Annotated in this window: 19 protein-coding genes, 3 tRNA genes and 1 other RNA gene; 6 read left to right on the top strand and 17 right to left on the bottom strand. The window is 48.4% G+C overall.

Features of this window, described 5'->3' with window-relative positions; all coding sequences use genetic code 11:
* Positions 1 to 8: 8 nt before the first annotated feature.
* The 10 genes from truB to OCV70_RS13650 form a co-directional block, all read right to left on the bottom strand.
* A complete protein-coding gene (truB, locus tag OCV70_RS13695) occupies positions 9 to 899 on the bottom strand; it encodes a tRNA pseudouridine(55) synthase TruB (protein ID WP_021925746.1) in 891 nt (296 codons plus the stop codon).
* On the bottom strand, positions 899 to 1,861 hold the full coding sequence (locus OCV70_RS13690; RefSeq protein WP_021925745.1) for a DHH family phosphoesterase: 963 nt from the start codon (positions 1,859 to 1,861) through the stop codon (positions 899 to 901). The genes truB and OCV70_RS13690 overlap by 1 nt, the downstream gene beginning before the upstream one ends.
* Positions 1,862 to 1,969: 108 nt before the next feature.
* Entirely contained in the window at positions 1,970 to 2,371 is a 402-nt protein-coding gene (gene rbfA, locus OCV70_RS13685) for a 30S ribosome-binding factor RbfA (protein ID WP_021925744.1), read from the bottom strand.
* Between the two features lie 91 nt (positions 2,372 to 2,462).
* Positions 2,463 to 5,405 carry a translation initiation factor IF-2 gene (infB, locus tag OCV70_RS13680; RefSeq protein ID WP_117853478.1) on the bottom strand — a complete coding sequence of 981 codons (2,943 nt, stop codon included), beginning with the start codon at positions 5,403 to 5,405 and terminating at the stop codon, positions 2,463 to 2,465.
* Positions 5,406 to 5,499: 94 nt separating this feature from the next.
* On the bottom strand, positions 5,500 to 5,820 hold the full coding sequence (locus tag OCV70_RS13675; RefSeq protein ID WP_021926473.1) for a L7Ae/L30e/S12e/Gadd45 family ribosomal protein: 321 nt from the start codon (positions 5,818 to 5,820) through the stop codon (positions 5,500 to 5,502).
* Entirely contained in the window at positions 5,807 to 6,085 is a 279-nt protein-coding gene (gene rnpM / locus OCV70_RS13670) for an RNase P modulator RnpM (RefSeq protein WP_021926472.1), read from the bottom strand. Before rnpM ends, OCV70_RS13675 begins: the two co-directional genes overlap by 14 nt.
* On the bottom strand, positions 6,069 to 7,268 hold the full coding sequence (nusA, locus tag OCV70_RS13665; RefSeq protein ID WP_021926471.1) for a transcription termination factor NusA: 1,200 nt from the start codon (positions 7,266 to 7,268) through the stop codon (positions 6,069 to 6,071). The genes rnpM and nusA overlap by 17 nt, the downstream gene beginning before the upstream one ends.
* 71 nt (positions 7,269 to 7,339) lie before the next feature.
* Positions 7,340 to 7,804: a ribosome maturation factor RimP gene (locus OCV70_RS13660; RefSeq protein WP_021926470.1), complete on the bottom strand. Its 465-nt coding sequence runs from the start codon at positions 7,802 to 7,804 to the stop codon at positions 7,340 to 7,342.
* A gap of 195 nt (positions 7,805 to 7,999) precedes the next feature.
* A complete protein-coding gene (locus OCV70_RS13655; RefSeq protein WP_262579778.1) occupies positions 8,000 to 10,246 on the bottom strand; it encodes a DNA gyrase/topoisomerase IV subunit A in 2,247 nt (748 codons plus the stop codon).
* A gap of 61 nt (positions 10,247 to 10,307) precedes the next feature.
* On the bottom strand, positions 10,308 to 12,233 hold the full coding sequence (locus OCV70_RS13650) for a DNA gyrase/topoisomerase IV subunit B (protein ID WP_173765759.1): 1,926 nt from the start codon (positions 12,231 to 12,233) through the stop codon (positions 10,308 to 10,310).
* Between the two features lie 375 nt (positions 12,234 to 12,608).
* Here OCV70_RS13650 and OCV70_RS13645 point away from each other — a divergent pair.
* The 3 genes from OCV70_RS13645 to OCV70_RS13635 all read left to right on the top strand — a co-directional run bounded on the left by OCV70_RS13645 (position 12,609) and on the right by OCV70_RS13635 (position 12,921).
* A tRNA-Glu gene (locus OCV70_RS13645) sits at positions 12,609 to 12,680 on the top strand.
* Between the two features lie 48 nt (positions 12,681 to 12,728).
* Positions 12,729 to 12,800: transfer RNA gene (locus OCV70_RS13640), tRNA-Glu, on the top strand.
* A 49-nt stretch (positions 12,801 to 12,849) separates the two neighbouring features.
* Positions 12,850 to 12,921 (top strand) — tRNA-Glu (locus tag OCV70_RS13635).
* A gap of 231 nt (positions 12,922 to 13,152) precedes the next feature.
* Here OCV70_RS13635 and OCV70_RS13630 read toward each other — a convergent pair.
* The 5 genes from OCV70_RS13630 to OCV70_RS13610 form a co-directional block, all read right to left on the bottom strand.
* Positions 13,153 to 15,312: an RNA degradosome polyphosphate kinase gene (locus OCV70_RS13630; RefSeq protein ID WP_173765757.1), complete on the bottom strand. Its 2,160-nt coding sequence runs from the start codon at positions 15,310 to 15,312 to the stop codon at positions 13,153 to 13,155.
* Positions 15,313 to 15,323: 11 nt separating this feature from the next.
* A complete protein-coding gene (locus tag OCV70_RS13625) occupies positions 15,324 to 16,859 on the bottom strand; it encodes a Ppx/GppA phosphatase family protein (protein WP_021926466.1) in 1,536 nt (511 codons plus the stop codon).
* 77 nt (positions 16,860 to 16,936) lie between these two features.
* The gene (locus tag OCV70_RS13620) at positions 16,937 to 18,247 is read right to left on the bottom strand and encodes an ATP-binding protein (protein WP_173765755.1); all 1,311 of its coding nucleotides are present in this window, start codon (positions 18,245 to 18,247) and stop codon (positions 16,937 to 16,939) included.
* Positions 18,248 to 18,390: 143 nt separating this feature from the next.
* On the bottom strand, positions 18,391 to 19,521 hold the full coding sequence (pheA, locus tag OCV70_RS13615) for a prephenate dehydratase (protein WP_173765753.1): 1,131 nt from the start codon (positions 19,519 to 19,521) through the stop codon (positions 18,391 to 18,393).
* Positions 19,522 to 19,573: 52 nt separating this feature from the next.
* Positions 19,574 to 20,866: a bifunctional folylpolyglutamate synthase/dihydrofolate synthase gene (locus OCV70_RS13610; protein WP_173765751.1), complete on the bottom strand. Its 1,293-nt coding sequence runs from the start codon at positions 20,864 to 20,866 to the stop codon at positions 19,574 to 19,576.
* A 260-nt stretch (positions 20,867 to 21,126) separates the two neighbouring features.
* Here OCV70_RS13610 and OCV70_RS13605 point away from each other — a divergent pair, with 260 nt between their 5' ends.
* From OCV70_RS13605 to OCV70_RS13595, 3 genes are all read left to right on the top strand, one after another.
* Positions 21,127 to 21,516 carry a putative ABC transporter permease gene (locus OCV70_RS13605; protein WP_021926461.1) on the top strand — a complete coding sequence of 130 codons (390 nt, stop codon included), beginning with the start codon at positions 21,127 to 21,129 and terminating at the stop codon, positions 21,514 to 21,516.
* Between the two features lie 77 nt (positions 21,517 to 21,593).
* The gene (gene pyrB / locus OCV70_RS13600) at positions 21,594 to 22,517 is read left to right on the top strand and encodes an aspartate carbamoyltransferase (protein WP_117853487.1); all 924 of its coding nucleotides are present in this window, start codon (positions 21,594 to 21,596) and stop codon (positions 22,515 to 22,517) included.
* Positions 22,511 to 22,948 carry an aspartate carbamoyltransferase regulatory subunit gene (locus tag OCV70_RS13595; protein WP_021926459.1) on the top strand — a complete coding sequence of 146 codons (438 nt, stop codon included), beginning with the start codon at positions 22,511 to 22,513 and terminating at the stop codon, positions 22,946 to 22,948. The genes pyrB and OCV70_RS13595 overlap by 7 nt, the downstream gene beginning before the upstream one ends.
* A 160-nt stretch (positions 22,949 to 23,108) precedes the next feature.
* Here the strand turns inward: OCV70_RS13595 and rnpB are convergent.
* Both rnpB and OCV70_RS13585 read right to left on the bottom strand, forming a co-directional pair.
* An RNA gene (gene rnpB / locus OCV70_RS13590) (RNase P RNA component class A) lies at positions 23,109 to 23,459 on the bottom strand.
* Between the two features lie 71 nt (positions 23,460 to 23,530).
* Positions 23,531 to 25,195, bottom strand: coding sequence for a nucleoside kinase (locus OCV70_RS13585; RefSeq protein WP_021924991.1), 1,665 nt, complete (start codon positions 25,193 to 25,195; stop codon positions 23,531 to 23,533).
* Positions 25,196 to 25,223: the final 28 nt, after the last annotated feature.

Below are 25,223 nucleotides of genomic sequence, written 5' to 3'. Positions count from 1 at the left end.
TCCTCCTGTCAAAACATCTTTACCGGATAATATTTCTTTTTCCCCTTATCCCACTGAAAAATACCTGTAAATGTTTTGTCACTGGCATACATGCGCACCCAGCCCTCTTTGTGCTGGGGACTTACCAGATTCTCAGACAGCGGATTGCCGTTTAACAAAAGCCTGTCCCCGTAGGAATCCGCATAAACTGCGGGATAATCCGCCAGAACCTGTTCCACCGGATAGATCTGATCCTGGATGGTTCCTTCTTCCATAGCTGCCTGTACCTCTGAAAGGGTGTGGCTCTCTTCCAGGGAAAATCTGCCCACCTTTGTGCGGAGCAGCTCTTCCATGCAGCCGCCGCAGCCAAGCTTCTCCCCCACATCATGGCACAGGGTGCGGATGTAGGTTCCTTTGCTGCAGGTTACCCGGATTTTCACCAGGGGAAGATGGATTTCCAGCGGCTCTATCTCATAAAAGCACACCGGACGTGCCTTTCTCTCTACGGTTTTGCCTTCTCTTGCCAGCTCATAAAGCTTCTTTCCATCCACCTTCAGGGCGGAATACATAGGCGGAACCTGCATCTGCTCCCCTACAAAGCTTCTCAGCACTTCTTTTACTTCTTCCTCTGTGACAGACACCTCCCTTTCCTTCAGGACTGCCCCCGACATGTCCTGGGTGTCTGTGGTGATGCCAAGATGAAGCACAGCCTCATAGGTTTTCTCCTTGTCTGTAAGAAGATCCACCAGCTTGGTTCCTTTTCCAAGAGCCACCGGAAGCACTCCTGTTGCATCCGGGTCCAGAGTGCCTGTATGGCCGATCTTCTTCATATGGAGGATTCCCCGAAGCTTGGCAACCACGTCGTGAGAGGTGAAGCCTTTTTCTTTATGAATTACAATAATTCCCTGAAATTCTGCCATTACTCATCCTGTCCTAAAAGCTGTTTTTCGATCTGTTCTGAAATATTGTTGATTACATCATACATGGAGCCAGCCAGGTCGCAGCCTGCAGCCCTGATATGGCCGCCGCCGCCAAAGTAGGATGCGATCTTGCTTACATCCACTTTTCCATTGGAACGAAGTGACACCTTGAACAGCTGGCTTGCATGCTCATAGATAAACATTGCCACTTCCACGCCCTTTGTCAGGCGAAGCTGGCTTACGATTCCGTCCAGGTCAGCAGGCTGTACGCCGTAGAACTCCATATCACGCATTTTCATGTAGCCCACAATGCATTTGCCGTCCAGAAGCATAATGCTCTCTGCCAGCACACGTCCCATAACCTGGTTCTGGATATAGCTCTTCTGGTAAAAGGACTGGTCGATAATGTTGGAGAAATCCACACCTTTTGCCATCAGGTCACCTGCAATGCGCATGGTGTCCGGGGATGTGGAAGAATACTGGAACACGCCTGTGTCGTGGATCATTCCCGTATAGATGGCAGTTGCAATGTCCAGGTCGATCTTCTCTTTGTCCAGAAGGCTGTACAGTACCTCACTTGCGGAGCTGATCTCGCCCTTTACATGATTGGTATCTGCAAAGCCCGGATTGCTGATATGATGGTCAATGCAGACTGTCTTTTTCGCATGGGCAAAATGCTCCCTTGCCACAGCCAGACGGTCCAGTGCACTTACGTCGCAGGTTACAAAAAGATCATATTCCTTCTCTTCCCCTGCCTCATATTTCACTTCATCCATGCAGGCAATATGTCCGAATACCGGCTTTGGCTTCTCCAGATAAATGTCTGCGTGAATCTTCGGATACCACTTTTTGATATACAGATAAAGTGCCATGCAGGAACCTACGCAGTCGCCGTCCGGGCGCACATGTCCGCCGATTCCCATAGTCTTCACACCATCCAGGATTTCTTCGATTCTTTCCATTCCTTCACCTCATTATTCTCATCGCGGCGGCCAGCCACTTGACCGCTGGCCGCCGTTTCACGATGCACAAAAATCATGCACACTGTAGTTTCACACTCTTCTGCTGAACTATTCCTCGTTTGCGTCTGCTGCTTCTTCCTCGCCGCTTCTTAAGTGATCATGCTCAATCACATCATCGATCAGCTTGGACATATTTACGCCGTACTCAATGGACTCGTCCAGGATAAAACGGATCTCCGGAGTGTTGCGAAGATTCAGGTTCTTTGCAAGCTGACGGCGGATGTAGCCTTCTGCGCTTTTCAGGCCGCTGATGGTGGATTTCTTGGATTCCTCACTGCCAAGCACGCTGATAAAAGCCTTGCAGGTCTTAAGGTCCGGTGCAACCTCCACAGCCATCACAGATGTCATGGGATGGATGCGCGGGTCCTTGATCTCACCGCGGATGATATTGCTCAGTTCTTTTTGAACCTCTGCATTGATCCTGGTATTTTTGATACTGTTTTTTCTCATGATTGGTCTCTCCTATACAGGTGCGCCCGTAGCATATGAAAAATTGGGAGCAAATACCCATTGCCCCCAATTTTTATTTTTCAAACAGGCTCTAGCGCGGCACCTCAACCATAATATATGCTTCTACTTTGTCTTCTTCTTTTACGTCGTTGAAATCCTGGAATACAAGACCGCACTCATATCCCGCACGAACTTCCTTGACATCATCTTTAAATCTCTTAAGGGAAGCCAGCTCGCCTTCGTAAATCTGGTCCTCTCCTCTGCTGATGCGGACCTTGCAGCCTCTCTGGAAGGTACCGTCAAGCACATAGCTTCCTGCGATGGTTCCGACACCGGAAGCCTTGAACAGCTGACGAACCTCTGCATGGCCGATTACCTTCTCCTCGAATACCGGATCCAGCATACCCTTCATGGCAGCTTCCACATCCTCGATTGCCTGGTAGATAACCTTGTACAGACGAAGGTCTACGCCCTCCTGCTCAGCAAGCTGCTTCGCTGTGGTATCCGGACGTACGTTAAATCCGATGATGATGGCATTTGAGGTAGCAGCAAGGCTGACATCGGACTCATTGATGGCACCAACACCGCCATGGATCACTCTTACTACAACTTCCTCATTGGAAAGCTTCACAAGACTCTGCTTAACAGCCTCTACAGAACCCTGAACATCGGCTTTGACAATGATCGGAAGCTCTTTCAGATCGCTTGCCTGGATCTGGTCAAACAGATTATCCAGGGAAAGCTTGCCTTTGGTTTCCTCAAGAAGACGGTTCTTGTTCTCGGAAACAAATGCTGCTGCAAAGTTCTTTGCTTCTTTATCGTTCTCAAAGGACATGAGAACCTCACCTGCGTTTGGCACATCGCCAAGGCCAAGGATCTCTACCGGAGTAGACGGGCCAGCCTGTTTTACACGGCGTCCCTTATCATCCATCATGGCACGTACTTTACCGCTGCATGCGCCTGCTGCAATAAAATCTCCTACATGAAGGGTACCCTTCTGTACAAGGATGGTGGCAACCGGTCCTTTACCCTTATCCAGCTGAGCCTCAATGACAAGACCTCTTGCTGCACGGTTCGGGTTGGCTTTCAGCTCGGAAACCTCTGCAGTTAACAGGATCATCTCAAGAAGGTCATCGATTCCCTCACCAGTCTTTGCAGATACCGGTACGAACGGGGTAGTTCCGCCCCAGTCTTCCGGAATCAGCTCATACTCGGAAAGCTCCTGTTTTACACGCTCGATGTTTGCGCTTGGCTTATCGATCTTGTTGATGGCAACGATGATCTCTACGCCAGCTGCCTTTGCATGGCTGATCGCCTCTACAGTCTGAGGCATGACACCATCGTCTGCTGCTACTACAAGGACTGCGATATCTGTGGAGTTTGCTCCACGCATACGCATGGCAGTAAATGCCTCATGTCCAGGTGTATCAAGGAAGGTGATCTTCTGGCCGTTGATGTCAACTACATAAGCACCGATGTGCTGTGTGATTCCGCCGGCCTCGCCTCTTGTTACATTTGTCTTACGGATTGCATCCAGAAGGGAGGTTTTACCATGGTCAACATGACCCATAACGCAGACTACAGGCGGTCTGGAAACCATTGTGGACTCATCTTCCTCTTCCTCTTTCAGAAGCTCCTCGATAACGTCTACCTTCTCCTCTTTCTCTGCAATAATATCAAATCCAAGAGCGATCTCCTCTGCCTGCTCGAAATCGATCTCATGGTTTACAGTTACCATCTGGCCTTCCATAAACAACTTCTTCACGATTGCAGATGGCTGCATCTTCATAGCCTCAGCAAGCTCGCGGATGGTAAGCTTCTCCGGAATTGTGATCTCCTTGATCTCCGGCTTCTTCTCTTCCTGCTTTGGCTGCGGAGCTGGCTTCTGAAGGGCTTTCGGAATTCTGGACATCTGATTTCTTCCGCCCTGGTTCGGTCTGTGTCCGCCGCCTGAGGTCTTATCAAAATCTTTCTTCTTGTTCTTATTCTCTCTGTCGCGCTCACGCTTGCTGTCCTTGGATGTCTTGGTCAGCTCCGGTGTGAAGATGGCATCGGATCCTCCGCTTCTTCTTGCGCCGCCGGAACGCTGGCCGCCCTGGTGGTTCTGTCCGCCGAAGCGTCCCTCACTGCGTCCTTCGTCCTTGCCTCCGAAACGTCCCTGGCCGCCCTGTGGCCTTCCCTGGCCAAATCTGCCGCCATTTCCATTACGGTTGTCACGATTATCTCCCTGACGGAAATTACGTCCGTTTCCATCACCCTGACGCGGGCCTCTGTTCTGGGAATCGCCCTGTCTTGCAGGTCTTCCCTGGCCGTCACCGTTTCTGTTTCCGCGGAACTGTCCCTGGCCGCCCTGGGATCTTCCCTGACCGAATCTGCCGCCGTTTCCGCCTCGGTTGTCACGGTTGTTGTCGCGGTTCTCTCCCTGACGGAAACCTCGTCCGCCCTGCTGGCCGTTTCTGTTATCAGAATTCTGGCCGCCCTGGCGTGATCCATTCTCATTTCTGTTCTGCTGGCCTGCCGGTTTTGCAGATGCTTCATTCTGCGCTTTGGCCGGCTGTGCATTCTGAGTCTTTGCAGGCTGCTCTGCCTTTGGTGCGCTTGCCTGTGCTACAGCTTTTGGAGCCTCAGTCTTAGCTGGTGCACTCTGGGCCTTTACAGGCTGCTCTGCCTTTGGTGCGCTTGTCTGTGCCACTGGCTTTGCAGGTGCTTCAGCTTTGGCTGGTGTGCCTGCCTGTGCTGCAGGACGGGCGCCCTGTGGACGGGCCTTCTTCTCTCCTGCCGGTTTCTTTCTGTTCTTTCCGCCGTCACTTGCATTCTGTGCATGGTATACGCGGATAATATTCTTTTTCTTCTTCGGTGCCTCTGCACCGTCGCCTTCTTTCTTTACTGATACTTTCTGCTCTTCTGTCTTAGGAGTCTCCAATGTTATTCCTTTCTCCTTTCCCGTATCTATCTCTTTTTTAGGTCTGTTTTTCTTATCTACTCGTTTTAATGGTCTTTCGTCCTGTGCAGACATGCTCCTTTTGATGGTCATCTGCCATGCCTCCCTTTCACCAGAATCCAAACTATTCACCAGGAACTCTTAAAAGCATTCCCGGGAATACTTTTTCCTCTTTGGTGTCAGGTTTTCAGCACTCTCTGCCTTCTTTTCCCAGAACTTTCATGATAGCCTGTGCAAAATTGGCATCCTGCACGGCAAGGCTGGCACGAAATTCTTTGCCCATGGCATGGCCAAGGGCCTCTTTGTCAGAAAGGATGTATAAAGGCACTTCGTAGTAGGTACACATATTCCGGAACTTCTTCTTTGTATTCTCGGAAGAATCCCCTGCTACAATGGCCAGGTATCCTTTGCCTGTCTTCACGGATTTCTCGGTGGAAAATTCTCCGCTGACGGTTTTCCCCGCCTTCGTTGCCAGTCCGATCAGGGATAATGCTTTATTGTTCTCCAATACTATCAAACTCCTTCTCAAGGCTTTCATAAACCTCTTCCGGAATAGACGCCTTCAAAGAACGCTCCAGTCCGTGGTTCTTTCTTGCTTTTTCCAGGCATTCCCGGGAAAAGCAGATGTAGGCTCCCCGACCGTTTTTCTTGCCTGTAACATCCAGAACGATCTCATCCTCAGCGGTTTTTAATACCCTGATCATTTCTTTTTTATTTTTCATTTCTCTGCAGCCAGTACACTGGCGCATGGGAATCTTATTCTTCGTCTTCATTCTCTGCTGCGTCCTCAGTTACCTCAGACTCATCCTGGGCAGGAGCTTCTGCCTCCTCATCTGCAGCTGCTTCTTCGGAGGCTTCCTCGTACTCATCCTCATCGTAGTACTCGTCATCTTCCTCATCATAATCATAGAAGTCGCCGGATTCTCTTGCCTGAGTCTCACTCTTGATATCAATCTTAAAGCCTGTCAGGCGGGCTGCAAGGCGGGCATTCTGTCCTTCCTTGCCGATTGCAAGGGAAAGCTGGTAATCCGGTACTACAACCAGTGCAGTCTTCTCATCCGGATCCGCCATAACAGCGATTACCTTCGCCGGGCTTAATGCGTTCTCAATGAGAATGGCCGGGTTCTCATCCCAGTTGATGATGTCGATCTTCTCGCCGCGAAGCTCGTTTACGATGGCGCTGACACGGGCTCCGTTTACACCAACGCATGCTCCAACCGGATCTACGTCAGGATCGTTGCTCCATACAGCAAGCTTGGTACGGGATCCAGCCTCACGTGCAATGCTCTTGATCTCAACAGTTCCGTCCTTTACCTCTGCTACTTCGGATTCAAAAAGACGTTTTACAAGGCCCGGATGTGTTCTGGATACCAGGATGCGCGGTCCTTTCGGGGTATCCTTCACTTCCAGAATGTACACTTTGATTCTCTCAGTAGGCTTGAAGGTCTCACCCTTTACCTGCTCGTTCTCACCAAGGATAGCGTCTGCTTTTCCAAGGTTTACGCTCACATTGTGTCCAACCACACGCTGCACGATACCGGTTACAACCTCTTTCTCATTGCCGTGGTACTGGTCAAAGAGAACCTTGCGCTCTTCCTCGCGGATCTTCTGAAGGATAACGTTCTTCGCATTCTGTGTGGCGATACGGCCGAATTTGTCAGAATGGATCGGAACCTTAATAATGTCGCCGATCTCAGCATTGGTGTTCTGCTTCTGTGCTTCCACCAGGGAAATCTCTTCTGCAGGATCGTCTACAAACTCCACAACGGTACGGTCTGCAAATACGCTGAAATCACCGGTCTCTCTGTTGATGGTTACGTGTACATTGTCAGCTTTTCCAAAATGATTCTTGTATGCCTGGATCAGGGACTGCTCAATGGCATCCAGCAGAGTTTCCTTGCTGATGTTTTTGTCGCGTTCCAGTTCATCCAGAGCACCCATTAACTCCTTGTTCATTTTTCTTATTTCCTCCTTTTTGCTTTCCAGTTTAATCGCTCATCAGACTGCCGCAAAAGCGACAGGTCCTTTTAGAAATCAATTGCCAGACGTACCAGTGCAATGTCCTTCTTGTCAAAGGTGCGGGGAGTTCCTTCCTCGTCGATGGTCACACTGTTATTATCATATGCTGCTAGTTCACCGCAAAATTCTTTTTGCTTTTCGATTGGCCGGTAGGTTCTGATTTCTACCAGTTTGCCAATGCTTCTGGCAAAATCCTTTTCTTTCTTCAGCGGTCTGTCAAGTCCCGGAGAGCTGATCTCCATAATGTAGCTGTCTTCGATGAAATCATCCTCGTCCAGCTTGTCGCTGAAAGCTCTGCTTACTGTCTCGCAGTCATTCACTGTGATTCCGCCGGGTTTGTCAATGTAGCCTCGCAGGTACCAGGTTCCTGCTTCCTTCACATATTCTACATCGACCAACTCGAATCCGTTGCTCTCAACGATGGGTGCCAGCATTGCTTCTGCTTTCTGTTCGTACTCTTCTTTTCTGCTCATTTTTCCCACCTGCCTTTCCATGTCAGTGGCTGTAGCCCGCAGCAAACATTACTGTTCACTCCTGACCAGTAACGCTTTTCGTGCCGCACAGCGATCCTTATCAGCAAAAGGAGTGGGCTCACGCCCACTCCTCTGTCAACAAGTTCTGATTTTCTTCATTCTAACACCTTTATATCCAAATTGCAAGGGCTATTTTCAAATTCTGGGTTTTGTGCCCTTGGTGTCACGCTTGGCAAGCTTTACCTTATTCAGAGAGTAAGGCTTGTCGTGATAGGTGATGGTGTATTCCTGGCGGGGCTCGATGAGGTAAGCGTGCTCCAGCACATCCCCTTCTGCAAGCTTCATGCCTCTTACACCCACGGAGGTTTTCTTCATTGCAGATACATCGTTTTTCAGAATGCGAAGGAAATAGCCGCCCTGGCTCTGGAAAACGATCTGCTCCATCTCATCTGCAGGTCCTACAAAGATCAGCGCATCCTCTTCCCCAAGCTTTGTGGAAGCAATGGTTCTCTTGGAAACATCAAACTCGCTTCCAGCCACAAGCTTGCACATGGAAGTCTTTGTGACAAACAGAAGGCTGGAAAGCTTCACCTGTCCCACAGGGACCACATAAAGGATCTGCTCCTGGGTGCTGTCATAGTTGCTCAGATTATCAACCGGAGTTCCCTTATCCCGGAAGCGTACCAGCGGAATATCCACAACCTTAATGGAATGCATCCGACCCATATCTGTGAAAATACAGATCTTATCTGTATTCATGCAGGTGAATACGAATTTGTTCTCTGCATGGGCTGCCTCTTTGTTGCGCTCATAGGCATTCCTGTCAATAACACGCATATAGCCGAAGCGGTCCATAAGGAAGCAGACTTCTGTCTCTTCCATTTTCTTCTCTTCGTATACAGCTTCCTCTGCGTTCTCAATAACGGTGCGTCTCTTTGTGCCATACTCTTTTTTGATTCCATCCAGTTCCTCGATGATCACATTGCACATGGAATCATAGTTGTTCAGAATATCTTCATAAGAAGCAATGTTCTTCATGGTCTGATCATACTCCGCCTGAAGCGCTTCAATCTCCAGTCCGATAAGACGGTACAGACGCATCTCCAGAATGGCAGTTGCCTGGTTCTCTGTAAATTTCAGATTCTTCGCAGCCTTCTCGCTTGCCTTGGACTTGAATTTGATTCCCTCTGTGATGCCCTCCACCAGGCATTTCTTTACCTGCTCCCGGTTCTTGCTTCCACGAAGGATTTCGATGATCAGGTCGATCACATCGCAGGCCTTGATCAGACCTTCCTGAATCTCTTTTTTCTCCAGTTCTTTCCCAAGAAGGGTTTTGTATTTGCGGGTGGTTACCTCAAACACAAAATCCACATGATGCTCGATGATCTGCTTCAGGCTTAATGTCTCCGGCCGGCCGTTTGCAACAGCCAGCATGTTTACCCCGAAGGTATCCTCAAGTCTGGTTTTCTTGTAGAGCATGTTGGTAAGGTTCTCTACATCTGCGTCCCTTTTCAGTTCCAGCACAATGCGGATTCCCTCTTTGGAGGACTGGTTGGAAATATCCACAATATCTGTAGTTTTCTTAGTCTCCACAAGGGATGCCACATCATTTAAGAATTTTCCAATGTTGGCTCCGATCATGGTATAAGGGATCTCGGTGATCACCAGCTGCTGGCGGCCGCCCTTTAATTTCTCCACTTCTACTTTTCCGCGAAGACGGAGCTTGCCGGAACCGGTCTCGTAAATATTCAGAAGGTCGTCCTTATTAACCACAAGGCCTCCTGTTGGGAAATCCGGTCCCTTCAGATAACGCATCAAGCCTTTGACGCTGATGTCATTATTCTTGATGTAAGCTTTCACCGCATCCACAACCTCTCCCAGATTGTGAGGGGGAATGCTGGTTGCCATACCAACTGCAATGCCGTCTGCTCCGTTTACCAGAAGATTGGGAACCTTTACCGGAAGCACCACAGGCTCCTTCTCTGTCTCATCGAAGTTTGGCATAAAGTCTACCACGTTTTTGTCCAGATCAGTCAAAAAAACCTCCTGGGTCAGCTTCTCCAGCCTTGCTTCTGTATATCGCATGGCAGCGGCACCGTCGCCTTCAATAGAGCCGAAGTTTCCGTGGCCGTCTACCAGGATCTTGCCTTTCTTAAAATCCTGGGCCATCACCACCAGTGCCTCGTAAATAGAGCTGTCGCCGTGTGGATGATATTTACCCATGGTATCTCCCACAATACGGGCGCATTTACGGTAGGGTCGGTCATAACGGATTCCAAGCTCATACATATCATACAGGGTTCTTCTCTGTACCGGCTTCAGGCCGTCCCGCACATCCGGAAGTGCCCTGGAAATGATAACGCTCATGGCATAATCAATATAGGATTTCTGCATCACGTCCGCATAGTCCGTGGCAATTACATTTTCCTGTTTTGTTTCCATCGCTTATATTCCTCTCTGATGCAGCCTGCAGGCATTTTGGGCCTCCCAGGCGTGCGCTTCTTTATATATCCAGTTCTGCGTCTGTGGCATGCTCATAAATAAATGCTTTTCGCGGCGGTACATCGCTTCCCATAAGAATCTCTGTAACGCTGGATGCCATACGGGCATCCTCAATTTCCACACGCTTCATTCTTCTGGTCTCTGGGTTCAGTGTGGTCTCCCAGAGCTGCTGGGCATCCATCTCTCCAAGACCTTTGTATCTCTGAAGGGTAAAGCTTCCCGGCTTGTGGCTGCGGCGGTATTTTTCCAGCGCCTTGTCATCGTACAGGTACTCCTCCGCGCCCTTCTTTGGCATAACCTTGTAAAGAGGCGGCATAGCAATATAGACATGTCCCTCATAGATCAGCTCCGGCATAAACCGGTAGAACAAAGTCAGAAGAAGGGTGGAAATATGGGCACCGTCCACGTCCGCATCTGCCATGATCACGATCTTGTCATAGCGAAGCTTGGTGATATCAAAGTCATTTCCGTATCCTTCGGAAAATCCGCATCCAAAGGCATTGATCATGGTCTTGATCTCCGCATTGGCCAGCACCTTGTCAATGGTTGCCTTCTCAACATTCAGGATTTTTCCCCTAATGGGAAGAATGGCCTGGTAGTTACGGTCTCTGGCTGTTTTGGCGGAGCCGCCTGCGGAATCTCCCTCTACAATGAAAATCTCGCAAAGGGAAGGATCCTTTTTCTCACAGTTGGCCAGCTTGCCGTTGGAGTCGAAAGAATATTTCTGCTTGGTGAGAAGATTGGTCTTGGCACGCTCCTCTGTTTTGCGGATCTTGGCAGCCTTCTCTGCGCAGGACAAAATGGTCTTAAGGGTTTCCAGATTACGGTCGAAATAAAGCACCAGCTGCTCTGACATCACTTTTCCTGTTGCACGGGCAGCGTCCTGGTTGTCAAGCTTGGTCTTGGTCTGTCCCTCAAAGCGGGGTTCCGGGTGCTTGATGGAAACTACGGCAGTCATCCCGTTACGGATATCCGCACCTGTAAAGTTGGCATCTTTTTCCTTCAGGACGCCGATCTCACGGGCGTAGCTGTTCATAACGGTGGTAAAGGTTGTCTTAAATCCAGTAAGATGGGTGCCGCCCTCTGCATTGTAAATATTGTTGCAAAAGCCCAGTACATTCTCACGGAATTCATTGGTGTACTGAAATGCAGCTTCCACCTGGATTCCGTCCGCTTCCCCTTTCAGGTACACTGGCTCGTGAAGAGCTTCTGAATTATGGTTCAGATCTTTAATATAGCCTACGATTCCATCCGGCTCATGATAAGTAATGTCCTCCGGCGTGTTCCCGCGAAGATCCATAAAATGGATGGTCAGCTCCGGGTTCAGGTAAGCAGTCTCATGAAGACGGCTTTTTACCTCTGTGGAGGAAAATCTTGTTTTCTCAAAAATCTCCGGGTCCGGAAGGAAATTGACGCAGGTTCCGGTCTGTCTGGTTCTGGAAAGCTTGGGGAGAAGTCCCTCCTCCAGCTCGATGGTCGGAACGCCTCTCTCATAGTGGTCGTGATGCACATAGCCGTCACGGCTGATCTTAATGTCAAGATAGGTAGACAGGGCGTTTACAACAGAAGATCCAACGCCGTGAAGACCGCCGCTTGTCTTGTATGCAGAATTGTCGAATTTGCCTCCAGCGTGAAGCGTGGTAAATACAAGACGCTCTGCGGATACGCCTTTTGCATGCATATCAACAGGGATTCCTCGTCCGTTATCCTTTACGGTACAGGAGCCGTCCTTCTCCAGGGTTACTTCTATATTGGAGCAGTAACCAGCCAGATGCTCATCTACCGCATTGTCCACAATCTCATAAATCAGATGGTTCAGACCCTTCCGGGATACACTTCCGATGTACATTCCCGGACGTTTCCGGACAGCCTCCAGTCCTTCCAGGACGGAAATACTCCCCGCGTCGTAAGTGTCTTTCTTTGCCATGGTGTTATTTCCTTTCTTTGCTTTGACAGCATAGATTTCAAATTAGGGACAAAAGACCTTTGGCCCCTGATATCATCATCATTTCAATGGTTATGAAAAGCGGACACAACTGTCCGCTTCTTCTGGTCTTATCTTATGTTCAAACATTCGTTCTATATAATACCCCACTTTATGGTAATTTTGCAAGCAGAAAATTTTCCAGGCCGCCCACAGTGCTTTTTTGTCTTTTGAAAGAAATTTTTGAAAAATTTTTGTGCCCGGAAACCCGCATGTTTCCCGGGTTTTTTCGTAGTTTTTGAAAAAATTTAAAAAAATTTGAAAAAAGTACTTGCATTCTTCCGGAAAGTAGGCTATACTATGCAAGTCGGTTGACAAGGCCAGTTGGTCAAGGGGTTAAGACGTCGCCCTCTCACGGCGAAAACACGAGTTCGATTCTCGTACTGGCTGCTTTATTTTCCGACAAATTGATACAGATGTTAAGCAAACCGCTTACATGGCCAGTTGGTCAAGGGGTTAAGACGTCGCCCTCTCACGGCGAAAACACGAGTTCGATTCTCGTACTGGCTGCTCCATTTTCCTACAAATTGAATACAGATGTTAAGCAAACTGCTTACATGGCCAGTTGGTCAAGGGGTTAAGACGTCGCCCTCTCACGGCGAAAACACGAGTTCGATTCTCGTACTGGCTGCTAGGAACTTCCGAAGTGATTCGGAAGTTTTTTTGTTGTATAAAAAGATATGCGGACGCCGTACTTACGCTCCATCGGACAGTTTCTTGCTCTGCGAATATTTTCCTAGAAACAAAACAAGGGAACAACCGTCATTAGAGCGTGTTTGAAAAATCATCCCCGCACTTCACCGTTGCTCCCTGTTTCACATTCTTAGCTGCCGCTCATTTTTCCGCGGCAGCCACCTATTTTTTACTCCTCAATATCCTCTGCAGGCTCTGCCGGAATAAACACTCTGGAGTTCTCATGCTTCTCCTTTTTCTTCAGGGCACGTGCTTTTTCTGTGGCCTCCCTGCAAAATTCCATCTGGGAATTGATCTGCACCTTTCCGCGTCTGTCTGTCTTCTCATAAGTTCCATCTGGCTGCAGAATATGAGCCTTCACATTATCCCTGAACTCCAGATCCAGAACATGCTTGATCTCGTCCTTGATCCGCTCGTCCTCAACCGGGAAAACAATCTCCACACGACGGTCCAGGTTACGGGGCATCCAGTCTGCACTTCCCATGTAAATCTCATCACTCTCGCCGTTTTTGAAGTAGAAAATACGGCTGTGTTCCAGGAAATTTCCTACAATGGAGCGCACGTGAATGTTCTCGCTGACTCCTGGAATTCCCACTCGCAAACAGCAGATTCCACGGATCAGAAGATAGATCTGCACGCCGCAGGAGGATGCATGATACAGTGCCGCAATGATCTTGGGATCACAAAGGGAGTTCATCTTCGCCACGATCAGGGCAGGCATTCCCTTCTTGGCATGCTCCGCTTCTCTTTCGATCATTTTCAGGAAACGGTCCTTCATCCAGATCGGCGCCACGATCAGACGGTTCCAGCTCTTCGGCTCAGAATATCCGGAAAGCATGTTGAATACAGCAGTTGCGTCTTCCCCGAACCGCTCATCGCAGGTGAAAATACCGCAGTCTGTATACAGCTTGGCTGTAGAATCATTGTAGTTACCGGTTGCAAGATGCACATAACGGCGGATTCCCGTATCCTCACGGCGCACTACCAGGGTAATCTTGCTGTGGGTCTTCAGGCCAACCAGACCGTAAATAACATGGCAGCCTGCTTTTTCCAGCATTTTTGCCCACACAATGTTGTGCTCCTCATCAAAACGGGCCTTCAGTTCCACCAGAACAGAAACCTGCTTGCCGTTCTCTGCTGCCTGTGCAAGAGCCGCAATAATAGGGGAATTGCCGCTGACACGGTACAGAGTCTGCTTGATGGCCAGAACATCCGGATCCTTGGCAGCCTGGCGCACGAAATTTACAACCGGATCAAAGCTCATGTATGGATGGTGAAGGAACACATCTCCCTCCCGGATCACCTGGAAAATGTCCTTGCCGGCATCCGCAAATGCAGGAACTACAGCAGGGGTATATTTCGGCTCTTTATACTGGTCGAAGCCATCCTGGCCGTACACCTTCATCAGCATAGTCAGATCCAGAGGCCCGTTGATGTAGAAAATATCCTCTTCCTTAATGTCAAATTCCTTTTTCAGAATGCCAAGAAGTCTGGAATCGATCTTATCCTCCACTTCCAGGCGGATCACCTCGCCCCACTGGCGCTTTTTCAACTGCTTCTGGATCTCCACCAGAAGATCCTCAGCTCCGTCCTCGTCAATGGAAAGGTCCGCATTTCGCATAATACGGTAAGGATGCGCGCAGACTACATCATAACCCAGGAAAAGCTTGTCAATATTCCGCTCAATGATTTCCTCCAGAAGGATCACGGTAGTATCCTCTTTCTTTGCAGAAGGAATCACGATCACACGGGGCAGCACAGAAGGTACCTGAACGGTGGCAAACACCAGAACCTCCTTGCCTTTTTTCTTATCCTTTTTGGAAATCAGAGCTCCGATGTTCAAAGTCTTATTTCGGATCAGCGGAAACGGTCTGGAAGAATCCATTGCCATAGGGGTAAGCACCGGATACACATTATCCTCAAAATAACGGTCCACATACGCCTGCTGCTCCTCATTCAGTTTCTCATGCTCCATCACAAGGTGAAGCCCTACCTTCTCAAGAGCAGGCAGAAGGGAACGGTTCAGGGTGCTGTACTGGGAACGCACCAGCTCATGGGTCTGTGCGCTGATCTCCTTTAACTGCTCCTTCGGGCTCATGCCTGCAATGTCTGTTTTGGCGTAGCCTGCATGCACCTGATCCTTCAAAGACGCTACACGGACCATATAAAACTCATCCAGATTGGAAGACACAATACTGGTGAATTTCAGCCTTTCAAACAAAGGCAGGCTTTTATCTCTTGCTTCTGAGAGAACACGGTCGTCAAACTTCAGCCAGCTTAACTCCCTGTTCACAAAATATTCCGGTTTTTCAAAATTTTTCAGATCCATGGTGCCCCTCCTCACACTTTTCTCTTCCGCCTGAATACCAGGCGGATACCAAATACTTCTTCAAAAAATTCAACTTTATCCATCAGAAGTCCAAGCTCAAGGGAAATATCCTGCTCAGAATCAACCGTAAGAAGCAGTGTTCTGTCCTTCAGCACAGCTTTCATATTCTTGACCTTCTGGTAATGGCTGCGGTCCATGGCATTGGCAATGCGAAGGATGGCAGTCAGCTTGGCGATCAGCAGGTAAACAGAGCGGTCCATTCCGATCTCCCCTGCAATCTCCTGGTAGTAAACAAATTCCGTTGTGTTGTAGCGCACTGCATTTGCAATGATCTGCCGCTCCTCTGTGGATAGTCCGATGATTTCTGTTGCCATAATGATCCGATAGGAGCACTCCGCCACATCTCCCATGCTGATGTATTTTCCGCAGTCATGAAGCTGTACGGCAATCTGCAGAAGCAGCCGCTCCCGGTCGCCCATTCCATGTACCTTCTTCATGCTGTCAAAAATAGCCAGCGCCAGTTCTGTAGTTCCTTTGATATGATCTTTTCCGGTGGAATAGCGCTTTGCAATGTTATGCGCTGCCACCAGAATATCATTTTCAAAATTGTGCACACTCTTGATGAAATTCTTCTTTTCCCCAAAATCATAGGCGATTCCGTCCAGAAGGGAAACACCGGGCATCCAAAGGGCTTCTGCATTGAACAGGTCAATAAAGTCCTTGCAGATGACCATGGTAGGCACGATCAGAGCCGCATATTCCGGATCAATGTCCATCTCCTCCGCCAGTGCCTCCTCAGTTTTGTAAACCGTCTTTTCATAGCGGTTTAAAAACTCCGCCTTTGTGATAATGTTGTCCTGCCGTTCCTCTTTGAAAAGAGTCTCGGTAAGGAAATCTCCCATCAGAATCACGTTCTTAATGTCCCGGTCCTTCAGATAAAGCCGCTTGAATCCGGTCAGGTCGTTGCGGATAAATTCTTCCACCAGCTGTGCGTAGTTGGTGTTGGTTTTCTCCAGCTCTTTCAGTCTCTGGCGGATACGCACGCTTCCCATTTTCAGGCTCTGGGTAGTCACAAGGGCATCCTTGTCAAACAGGGAAATCTGCAGGTTTCCTCCGCCTACATCCAGGATGGCAGTTCCTTTCTGGATCATTTTCTTGAAGCCGTTTTCGATGGCTGCAATAGATTTGTAGCCAAGGAAATGCTGTTCCGCATTGCTTAAAACCTCTACGTGGATTCCGGTTCTTCTGTAGATCTGCTCGATGATGATGATGGGATTTTTCATTTCCCGGAAAACGCTGGTGGTGCAGGCGCGGTATTCTTTTACCCCGTACTCCGCCATGATCCGCTTAAAATCTCCTAACACTTCGCAGATGGTATCTACCTTGTCTACTTCCATGGTTCCGCCAGAATATACTCCCACGCCAAGATTCAGGCGGTACCGGATATCGTCAACGGTCCGGAACCCGCCCTTCCTGGAAAACTCAAAAATCTTCATACTGATCTCGTATGAACTGATATCAATTGCCGCAAATGTGGTTACTGCCATACCTTATTTCCTCCTGCAAGGGTTATTTCTTGGCTGCCGGTCACGACTCCCCCGCCAGCCTTTGTCTGACATATGGATTACTGTTCTTCGCTGGTACCAAGTATATGATCGATAAACTGCTGTGCGGTTCTTCCCGTCAGGCCGCCATGGGAAAGTTCCCAGGCATTGGCTTTCATAAGAAGCTCCTCTGTCGGCATCGTGACTCCGTAACGCTCTGCCAAAGTCGTAACAATGTTCTGGAATTCCTTCTTGTTTGGCGCCCCGAAATAGATGCGCACGCCAAAGCGGTAAACCAGGGAAAGCTTCTCCTGTACGGTATCGGAGGAATGCAGATCTTCATCATCTGCTACCTCAAGCTTGTCTCCGGATTTCTCGCGCACAAGATGACGCCGGTTGCTGGTTGCATAGATCAGAATGTTGTCCGGCTTTTTCTCCAGGCCACCCTCGATCACAGCCTTCAGATATTTATATTCGATTTCAAATTCCTCAAAGGAAAGATCATCCATGTAAAGAATAAATTTGTAGTTGCGGTTCTTGATCTGGGCGATCACATCATTCAGATCCTGGAACTGATGCTTATACACCTCGATAATACGAAGTCCCTCGTCATAGTAGCGGTTCAGAATTCCCTTAATACTGGATGATTTACCGGTTCCCGCATCGCCGAAAAGCAGACAGTTGTTGGCTTTTCTTCCTCTTACAAAGGCTTCTGTATTCTCGATCAGCTTCTGCTTGGGAATCTCGTAGCCAACCAGATCGTCCAGGTTCACATGCGCGATTCTGGTAATAGGCGCGATCACCGGCTTCCCGTCTTTGCCATGCTCAATGCGGAATGCCTTGTTAAGGCCCAGCTTTCCAACCCCGAAATCCTTATAAAACTGCACCATATCTGCCATAAATTCTTCCACAGTGGAAGCCTCTGCCAGACGTTTACTCGTGTCACAGATGCGGTCGCAGATTCTCTGGTTATACACCTTACTGTTGCATCCTGTATTCACATAATTGCAGAGAAAATCGGTGCAGTCTGTTCCAAAAGCTTTGTCAAAAACAGCAAGATCATAATCGTAAAGTTCCTTGAAAATCTCAAAGTCATGCATAGCCAGATGGTTGATGCTGCCCTTCACCGCGCCTCTGATCTCAGAAGCGGTGCTGAATGCGTTTTCGTGGTTTACCAGAAGCTGTGTCAGGTAATTGTGCCACAGATTCCCGGAAAATCCGTACATTCCAGCCATCTCCACCAGGCTTCCTGCCATATGGAAAAATTCTTCCTTCCGGTTTTCAAAGCCTTCTTCTTTTGCCTCATAGCTGTTCATCAGTGATGTCATTGTGTCCAGTATCTCACCGTTTTCAAAATCACGGTAAAGGATACATTCCTGTGTTCTTGCCATTTTTGTTTCCTCTCAATTTCATGGTGCAGATACGGCTCGATCTGTCACTTCAAAAAGAGCCTTCCTCTGCAGCCGTTTTTCTATTTTACTTTTGTTATATTAAAAACAGATAAAATCTTCTTAAATTCTCTGTATCTTTTTCCCTAATAATTTCCAAGAATCTTCAAATAACTTGTCTCTGCTTCCATTCCCCGCAGTGCGTTTTTCACAGCACTGTCCCGAAGATTTCCCTCGAAATCCACGAAGAACCGGTATTCCCAGGTTTTGCCGGGGATGGGGCGGGACTCGATCTTGGTCATGTTCAGCCCGTTGTAGATCATGTGGGAAAGCACATTATAAAGGGTTCCGCTTTCATGGCGTGCCTCAAAGCAGACGCTGATCTTGGAGCTGTTGTTCTCGTACACAGGCTTTTTCGCCAGGATAATAAATCTGGTTACGTTGCTGTCATTTTTGCAGATGTTCTCTGCCAGTACCTTCAGATTATAAAATTCTCCCGCATCCCTGCTTGCAATGGCTGCGTGGGTTCTGTCTTTTTCTTCGCTGACCTTCTTCGCCGCAGCAGCGGTGTTGCTCACAGCCGTCTGTTTCCAGCTTCTGTGCTCCTCCAGATATTCCTTGCACTGTGCCAGTCCCTGAGGATGAGAGTAAACGCAGGAAATATCAGAAAGCTCTGCTTCCGGCAATCCAAGAAGTACATGTTCTACCTTCAGTACCTGCTCCCCAACGATAAACAGGTTATATTCGGTTAAAAGATCATAAATATCTGCTACAATTCCAGCAGTGGAGTTCTCAATGGGAAGAACCGCGTAATCTGCCCTTCCGGCTGCCACCTCTTCCATTGCATCCCGGAACAGCTTCACGTGATAGCTCTTAATATCTTCCTCAAAATAAGCCCGCATAGCACCATAACTGTAAGCCCCCTCTACCCCCTGGAAAACCACGGTCACATTGTTTCTGGGAAGCTCCTCTACCATTTGAAAATCTTCCTCTTCCTTAGGACCATGCTCAGTAAGAAGCTGGTACTGACGCTTCCGGCTGATGGCCATGATCTGCTGAAAAAGCTCCTGAGCGCCAAGCTCATTGAACTCTCCGTGGGCTTTTTTCCGAATTTCTTCTAATTTGGCATACTCTCTTTCCGGATCCAGCACTTTCTTTCCTGTGTGGATTTTGTACTCTGCCACTTCCTCGCAGACCTTCATCCGCTTCTCAAAAAGCTCTACCATCTGGTTGTCGATCTCATCTATTTTCCGTCTGCATTCCTGCAAATCTGTCATGTTGTGTCCTCTCAATTTCTGTTGTAATACGCCGCACGCACACGGCAGTTTCTTATGAAATTCTCTCTTCTACCGCTCTTGTCAGATCCCCGATAAAGGACAGGGAACCAAAAGCCAGAATCACGCTGTTCTCATCATCCCCCGCATAAGCAAATGCCTTCTCCACTGCGTCTGCAATGCTCTTCGTGCTCTCTGCGCCGGGATTGAATTCCCTTGCTGCTTTTGCCAGTTCTTCCGCCGGCAGTGCACGGGGATTGTCCGGTGTCTCTATGGTGTAGATTTTTTCTGCAAAATGAGCGGTTTTCTCAAGAACGGTGCGGTACTCCTTGTCTGCAAAAACGCCCATAATGTAGATCAGCTTTTTCCCATTGAAGTAATGGCGGATGGATTCTTCCATCTTATCCGCTGCCCCGGCATTGTGGGCACCATCCACAATAAACAAAGGCTTCCGGCAGATCACTGTAAATCTTCCCTTCCAGCTTGTATGGGAAAGTCCATCCTTTCGCTGTTCCATGGTAGTATGCCATCCCAGCTCCTCCAGAATTTCAAGTGCCTTAAGAGCCAGCACCGCGTTCTCCTTCTGGTAAACTCCCGCAAGGGAAATGTCAAATTTTTGTCCCTCATAAGTAAAGCTCTGCCCGAACACGCTCTCCTGCCCCAGAACTGCCTCGTCCGGGTCTGCTATTGTACAGGAAACGCCCAGCTGCTCACAGGTTTTCGTAATGACCTTTATAGCTTCCGACTCCTGTCTGGTGGTTACCGTCCTGCAGCCTGGCTTGATAATGCCGGCTTTTTTCTGTGCAATTTCTTCCAGGGTATTTCCAAGAAATGACATGTGGTCCATACTGATGGAAACCAGTACGGCAAGCTTGGTGTTTTTTATAATATTGGTGGCATCCAGATTGCCGCCCATGCCTGTCTCAAGAAGGACAAGATCACAATTTTCTTCTTTAAAATATAAAAATGCTGCCGCTGTCTCGATTTCAAATGGGGTGGGATGGTTCAGGCCTGCGTCTGTCATCTGGGTGATGACCTGGGAGATCCTGGCAACATGCCCGGCGAATTTCTCTCTGGAGATCCGCTCCCCTGCCACCTCCAGACGTTCCCTGTAGGAATATAAGGTGGGGGATATGTATCTGCCCACGCGGTAGCCTGCCCTTGTAAGGGTGGTATATAAATATGCGATTACCGAGCCTTTGCCATTTGTTCCGGCTACATGCACAAAGGGAACATCATCCTGAGGATTTCCCAGTCTGCCTAACATTTCCCGCATGTTGTCAAGTCCCAGTACGGAACCGTATTTCGCCGAATCGTCAATATATGCCCGGCACTCCTGATAGTTCATAAAAAAGTCCTCCTGTCGGAAATATGCGATGCTGCGCCTCGCTTTTCGGGAACCGCGAACTCCGCTTCGCTCCGTTTGCGTAGCGGAAATATCCGATGCTACGCCTCGCTTTTCGGGAACCGCGAACTCCGCTTCGCTCCGTTTGCGTAGCGGAAATATCCGATGCTACGCCTCGCATATTTCCTTCATTATACCCTTACCGTATAAAATTGGCAAGAATGGGAATGTTAATTTTAACTTTTTACGAGGGAGGCTTACCAATGAACAAACATCCATTTCTCTTCTGCGGATTCACCGGATGGTGTCTGGAAATACTTTGGACGGGACTTCATTCCCTGCTTCGGGGAGATGCTGCCATGAAAGGCACCACATCCCTTCTTATGTTCCCCATTTACGGCTGTGCGGCGCTGATCATCCCTGCTTACCGCAGGATCAAAAATCTTCCCATTTTTCTTCGCGGATGCCTGTATACTGCCGGTTTTTACTTCGGGGAATTTACCAGCGGCTCTATTTTGCAGGCTTTTCACATGTGCCCCTGGGACTATTCCGGTGCTCCTCACCAGTACCGGGGAATCATCCGTCTGGACTATCTTCCCGTGTGGTTTCTCACCGGATTATTTTTTGAAAAAATACTTACAAAATCTTCTTGAAAAATCATCCCAAGTAGTATATGATAGGTCGAAGAGATTTTGAACTATAAAATAATGATTACAAATGGAGGTAGATCATGAGACACTTAATGAGTCCGCTGGACTTAAGTGTTCCGGAACTTGAGAAGCTTCTGGACCTTGCCAGCGATATTGAGAAAAACCCCAAAAAATACGCCCATACCTGCGACGACAAACGTCTTGCCACTCTTTTCTATGAGCCAAGTACCCGTACCCGTCTCAGTTTTGAAGCTGCTATGATGAACCTTGGCGGCAAGGTTCTTGGTTTCTCATCCGCAGATTCCAGTTCCGCAGCCAAAGGCGAAACTGTTTCCGATACCATTCGTGTCGTTTCCTGTTACGCAGATATCTGTGCTATGCGTCATCCGAAGGAGGGTGCTCCGTTAGTAGCTTCTATGGTTTCCAATATTCCTGTTATCAACGCCGGAGACGGCGGTCATCAGCATCCCACTCAGACTCTTACAGACTTACTTACTATCCGTTCTTTAAAAGGCCGTCTTGACAACCTTACCATCGGTCTGTGCGGAGATCTGAAATTCGGCCGTACCGTTCACTCCCTGATCGAGGCGCTGGTACGCTACCCGAATGTAAAATTCGTGCTGATCTCACCGGAAGAGCTTCGCATCCCAAGCTACATCCGTGAGGACGTGCTGAAGAAAAACAACATCGAGTTCGTAGAGGAAGAGCGTCTTGAGGATGCCATCCCGGATCTTGATATCCTTTACATGACCCGTGTTCAGAAGGAGCGTTTCTTCAACGAAGAGGATTACGTTCGCATGAAAGACTTCTACATACTGGACAAACAGAAGCTTTCCCTTGCAAAAGACGATATGTACATTCTTCATCCGCTTCCACGTGTCAACGAGATTGCCGTTGAAGTGGACAATGATCCGAGAGCTGCATATTTCAAACAGGCTCAGTACGGCGTATATGTACGTATGGCCCTGATTCTTACATTATTGGAGGTGGAACTGCCATGTTAAATGTTGGAGCACTTCGTGAAGGTTACGTATTAGACCATATCAAAGCTGGAAAGGCCATGACTATTTATCATGATCTGAAGCTGGACAAGCTTGACTGTACCGTTGCGATCATCAAGAACGCCCGCAGCAATAAGATGGGCAAAAAGGACATTATCAAAGTAGAATGCCCGATCGAAGACCTGGATCTTGACATCCTTGGCTTCATCGATCACAACATCACCGTAAACATCATCAAGGACGAGCAGATTGTTGAGAAGAAAGACCTTCGTCTTCCGAAGCAGGTTGTCAACGTGATCAAATGCAAGAACCCGCGCTGCATCACTTCCATCGAGCAGGGCCTTGACCAGGTATTTGTTCTTGCCGATGAGGAGAACGAAGTTTACAGATGCAAATATTGCGAAGAGAAATACAGAGGTCACAGAAATAAGTAATTTTTGATTATATTTGCGCAATTTAATAACAATACTAACAAAGTTCCCGTAGAAGTATGAAAGTGCTTCTGCGAGAACTTTTTTATTTTCTGACAGCAAACGGAATAAAAAAATGAGAAGACTCTGCATACACAAAATCTTCTCAGAATTTCTTTTTTGCTGCACAAGCAAACCGATAAGCCGGGTTATGTCGTTGAGTGATCATCTGTCTAGGCCTTCCGTTGCCAGAAGGCTCAAGCGACCCACCTGAAAGCACGACGGGCAGCCGTATCGCTTTCTTCTCGGTCTTGCTTCGAATGGAGTTTACATGTGCCCGGCCTGTTACCAGGACGGCGGTAGTCTCTTACACTGCCTTTCCACCCTTACCATGGAAGCCATGGCGGTTTATTTCTGTTGCACTGGTCTGGGAGTCACCTCCACCGGACGTTATCCGGCATCCTGCCCTGTGAAGCCCGGACTTTCCTCGTCTGAACCCTTTCGTCTGTCCAGCCGCGATCACCTGGCTTGCTTGCGCAACTGCTATTCTAACATTATTCCTTTGCTCTGTAAAGCCTAAATTTTAAAATATTGAACCGTGACCGATCAGGTATTGAAGCAGCTTCCTCCAATAAATTCCCGAAGCAGGGAATTATTCGGCACTTCCTCGCTTGGCACCGGAACAAAGTAATCGAAGAATTTCAGAAGCCTGTTGGCCTCCAGATACTCCGGATCCTCCTTGGCAATTCCAAAGAGCAGCGGCTCCGCATACACTTTCAGGCACGCCAGCTCATAAATCAGGGCAGAATTAAACATTACATCCGCCTCTTCCTGATACGGGAAAATGTTTTTCTCTTCTCCTCGTCTCACAGAAGGCCACCTTGCAATGGTCTCCTTGGCAGAAGTACCTCTTGTTCTTGCATCCCGCACAATCCTGCGGATCAGCCTGCCGTCTGTAGTCGGAATCCGGTTGTGCTCGTCAATATTCAACTGGGTCAGGGCGCTGATATAAATCTTAAACTTGCTCTCCTTCGGAAGCGCATAGCTTAACCTGTCATTCAGCCCATGGATTCCCTCAATTACCAGGATATCTTCTTTTCCAAGCTGAAGGAAATCCCCTTTATATTCCCTCTGTCCTGTCTTGAAATTAAACACCGGAAGCTCCACGCGCTCCCCTTTAAGGAGTGCCAGCATGTCTTTGTTAAACTGCTCTACATCAATGGCTTCCAGGCATTCATAATCCTTTTCCCCGAATTCATCAAGAGGGGTATGCTCCCGGTTCACGAAATAATTGTCCACTGCAATAGGATGAGGCTTCAGTCCGTGAGCCGCCAGCTGTATAGACAGCCTGTGTGAAAAGGTAGTCTTGCCAGAAGAAGATGGGCCTGCAATCATTACAAACTTCTTATTTCCAGCCTGGGCGATCTGCTCCGCGATTCTGGAAATCTGAGACTCCTGAATTGCCTCCTGCATAAGAAGGATTTTCTGGATTCCCTGGCTGGTAATCTGGTCATTCAGCTCCCCAACTGTGGAAATATCCAGCTTCTTCCCCCACTCCTCCGATTCCTTCTGAACCTGAAAGATTTTATCCTGGGGCAAAAATTCCGGGATCTCATCAGGTGCTTTCGCATCGGGAAGCATAAGCACAAATCCCTCATCATAAAGCCGCAGGTCAAAATATGGCACATAGCCTGTATCATAGGCCATTGCCCCATAGAAATAATCCTCGAAGTTCTCTATGCTGTAAATATTTACCCTGGAAACCCTGCGGTAGCGAAACAGCTTCTCTTTGTCATACATGCCGTGATGGTGGAAAAGAGCGATGGCTTCATCGGTATTTACGCTTCGCTTTTTCACCGGAATCTGTGCCTTTACCAGCTCTGTCATTCTTGTCTTCACCTGGTCAAGAAATGCCTGATCCAGCTCCTGTTTTCCTTCCATGGTAAAATAAAAGCCGCTTCCAACAGAATAGTGAAGCACCACTTTCTCTATCTTTTCCTTGCCTGCAAGATCATAGATGGCTTTTAGAAGCACCAGGCAGGCGGTACGCTTGTAGGTTTTGTTTCCAATGCTGTCCCTGGTTGTGATCAGCTTCACTTCACAGTCCCGGTTCGCCTTTTTGTGAAGCTCCCGGATCTTGCCTCCTGCGATTACCAGAATAACAGGGGCATCTGTAGTTTTCTCATAATCTTTTATTACTTCTTTATAGGAAATTCCAACAGGAAACTCCTTTATTTCTCCGTTTATCGTAAGCCTTACTGTCTGATCCATAAGCCCTCCTTATCCGGTATGACATGCC

The sequence above is a fragment of the Blautia acetigignens genome, from assembly GCF_025566865.1.
In the GTDB taxonomy this organism is placed as follows: Bacteria; Bacillota; Clostridia; order Lachnospirales; family Lachnospiraceae; genus Blautia_A; species Blautia_A acetigignens.
The sequence above is the reverse complement of the archived record's forward strand: the minus strand, read 5'-3'. Positions and strand labels throughout refer to the sequence as shown.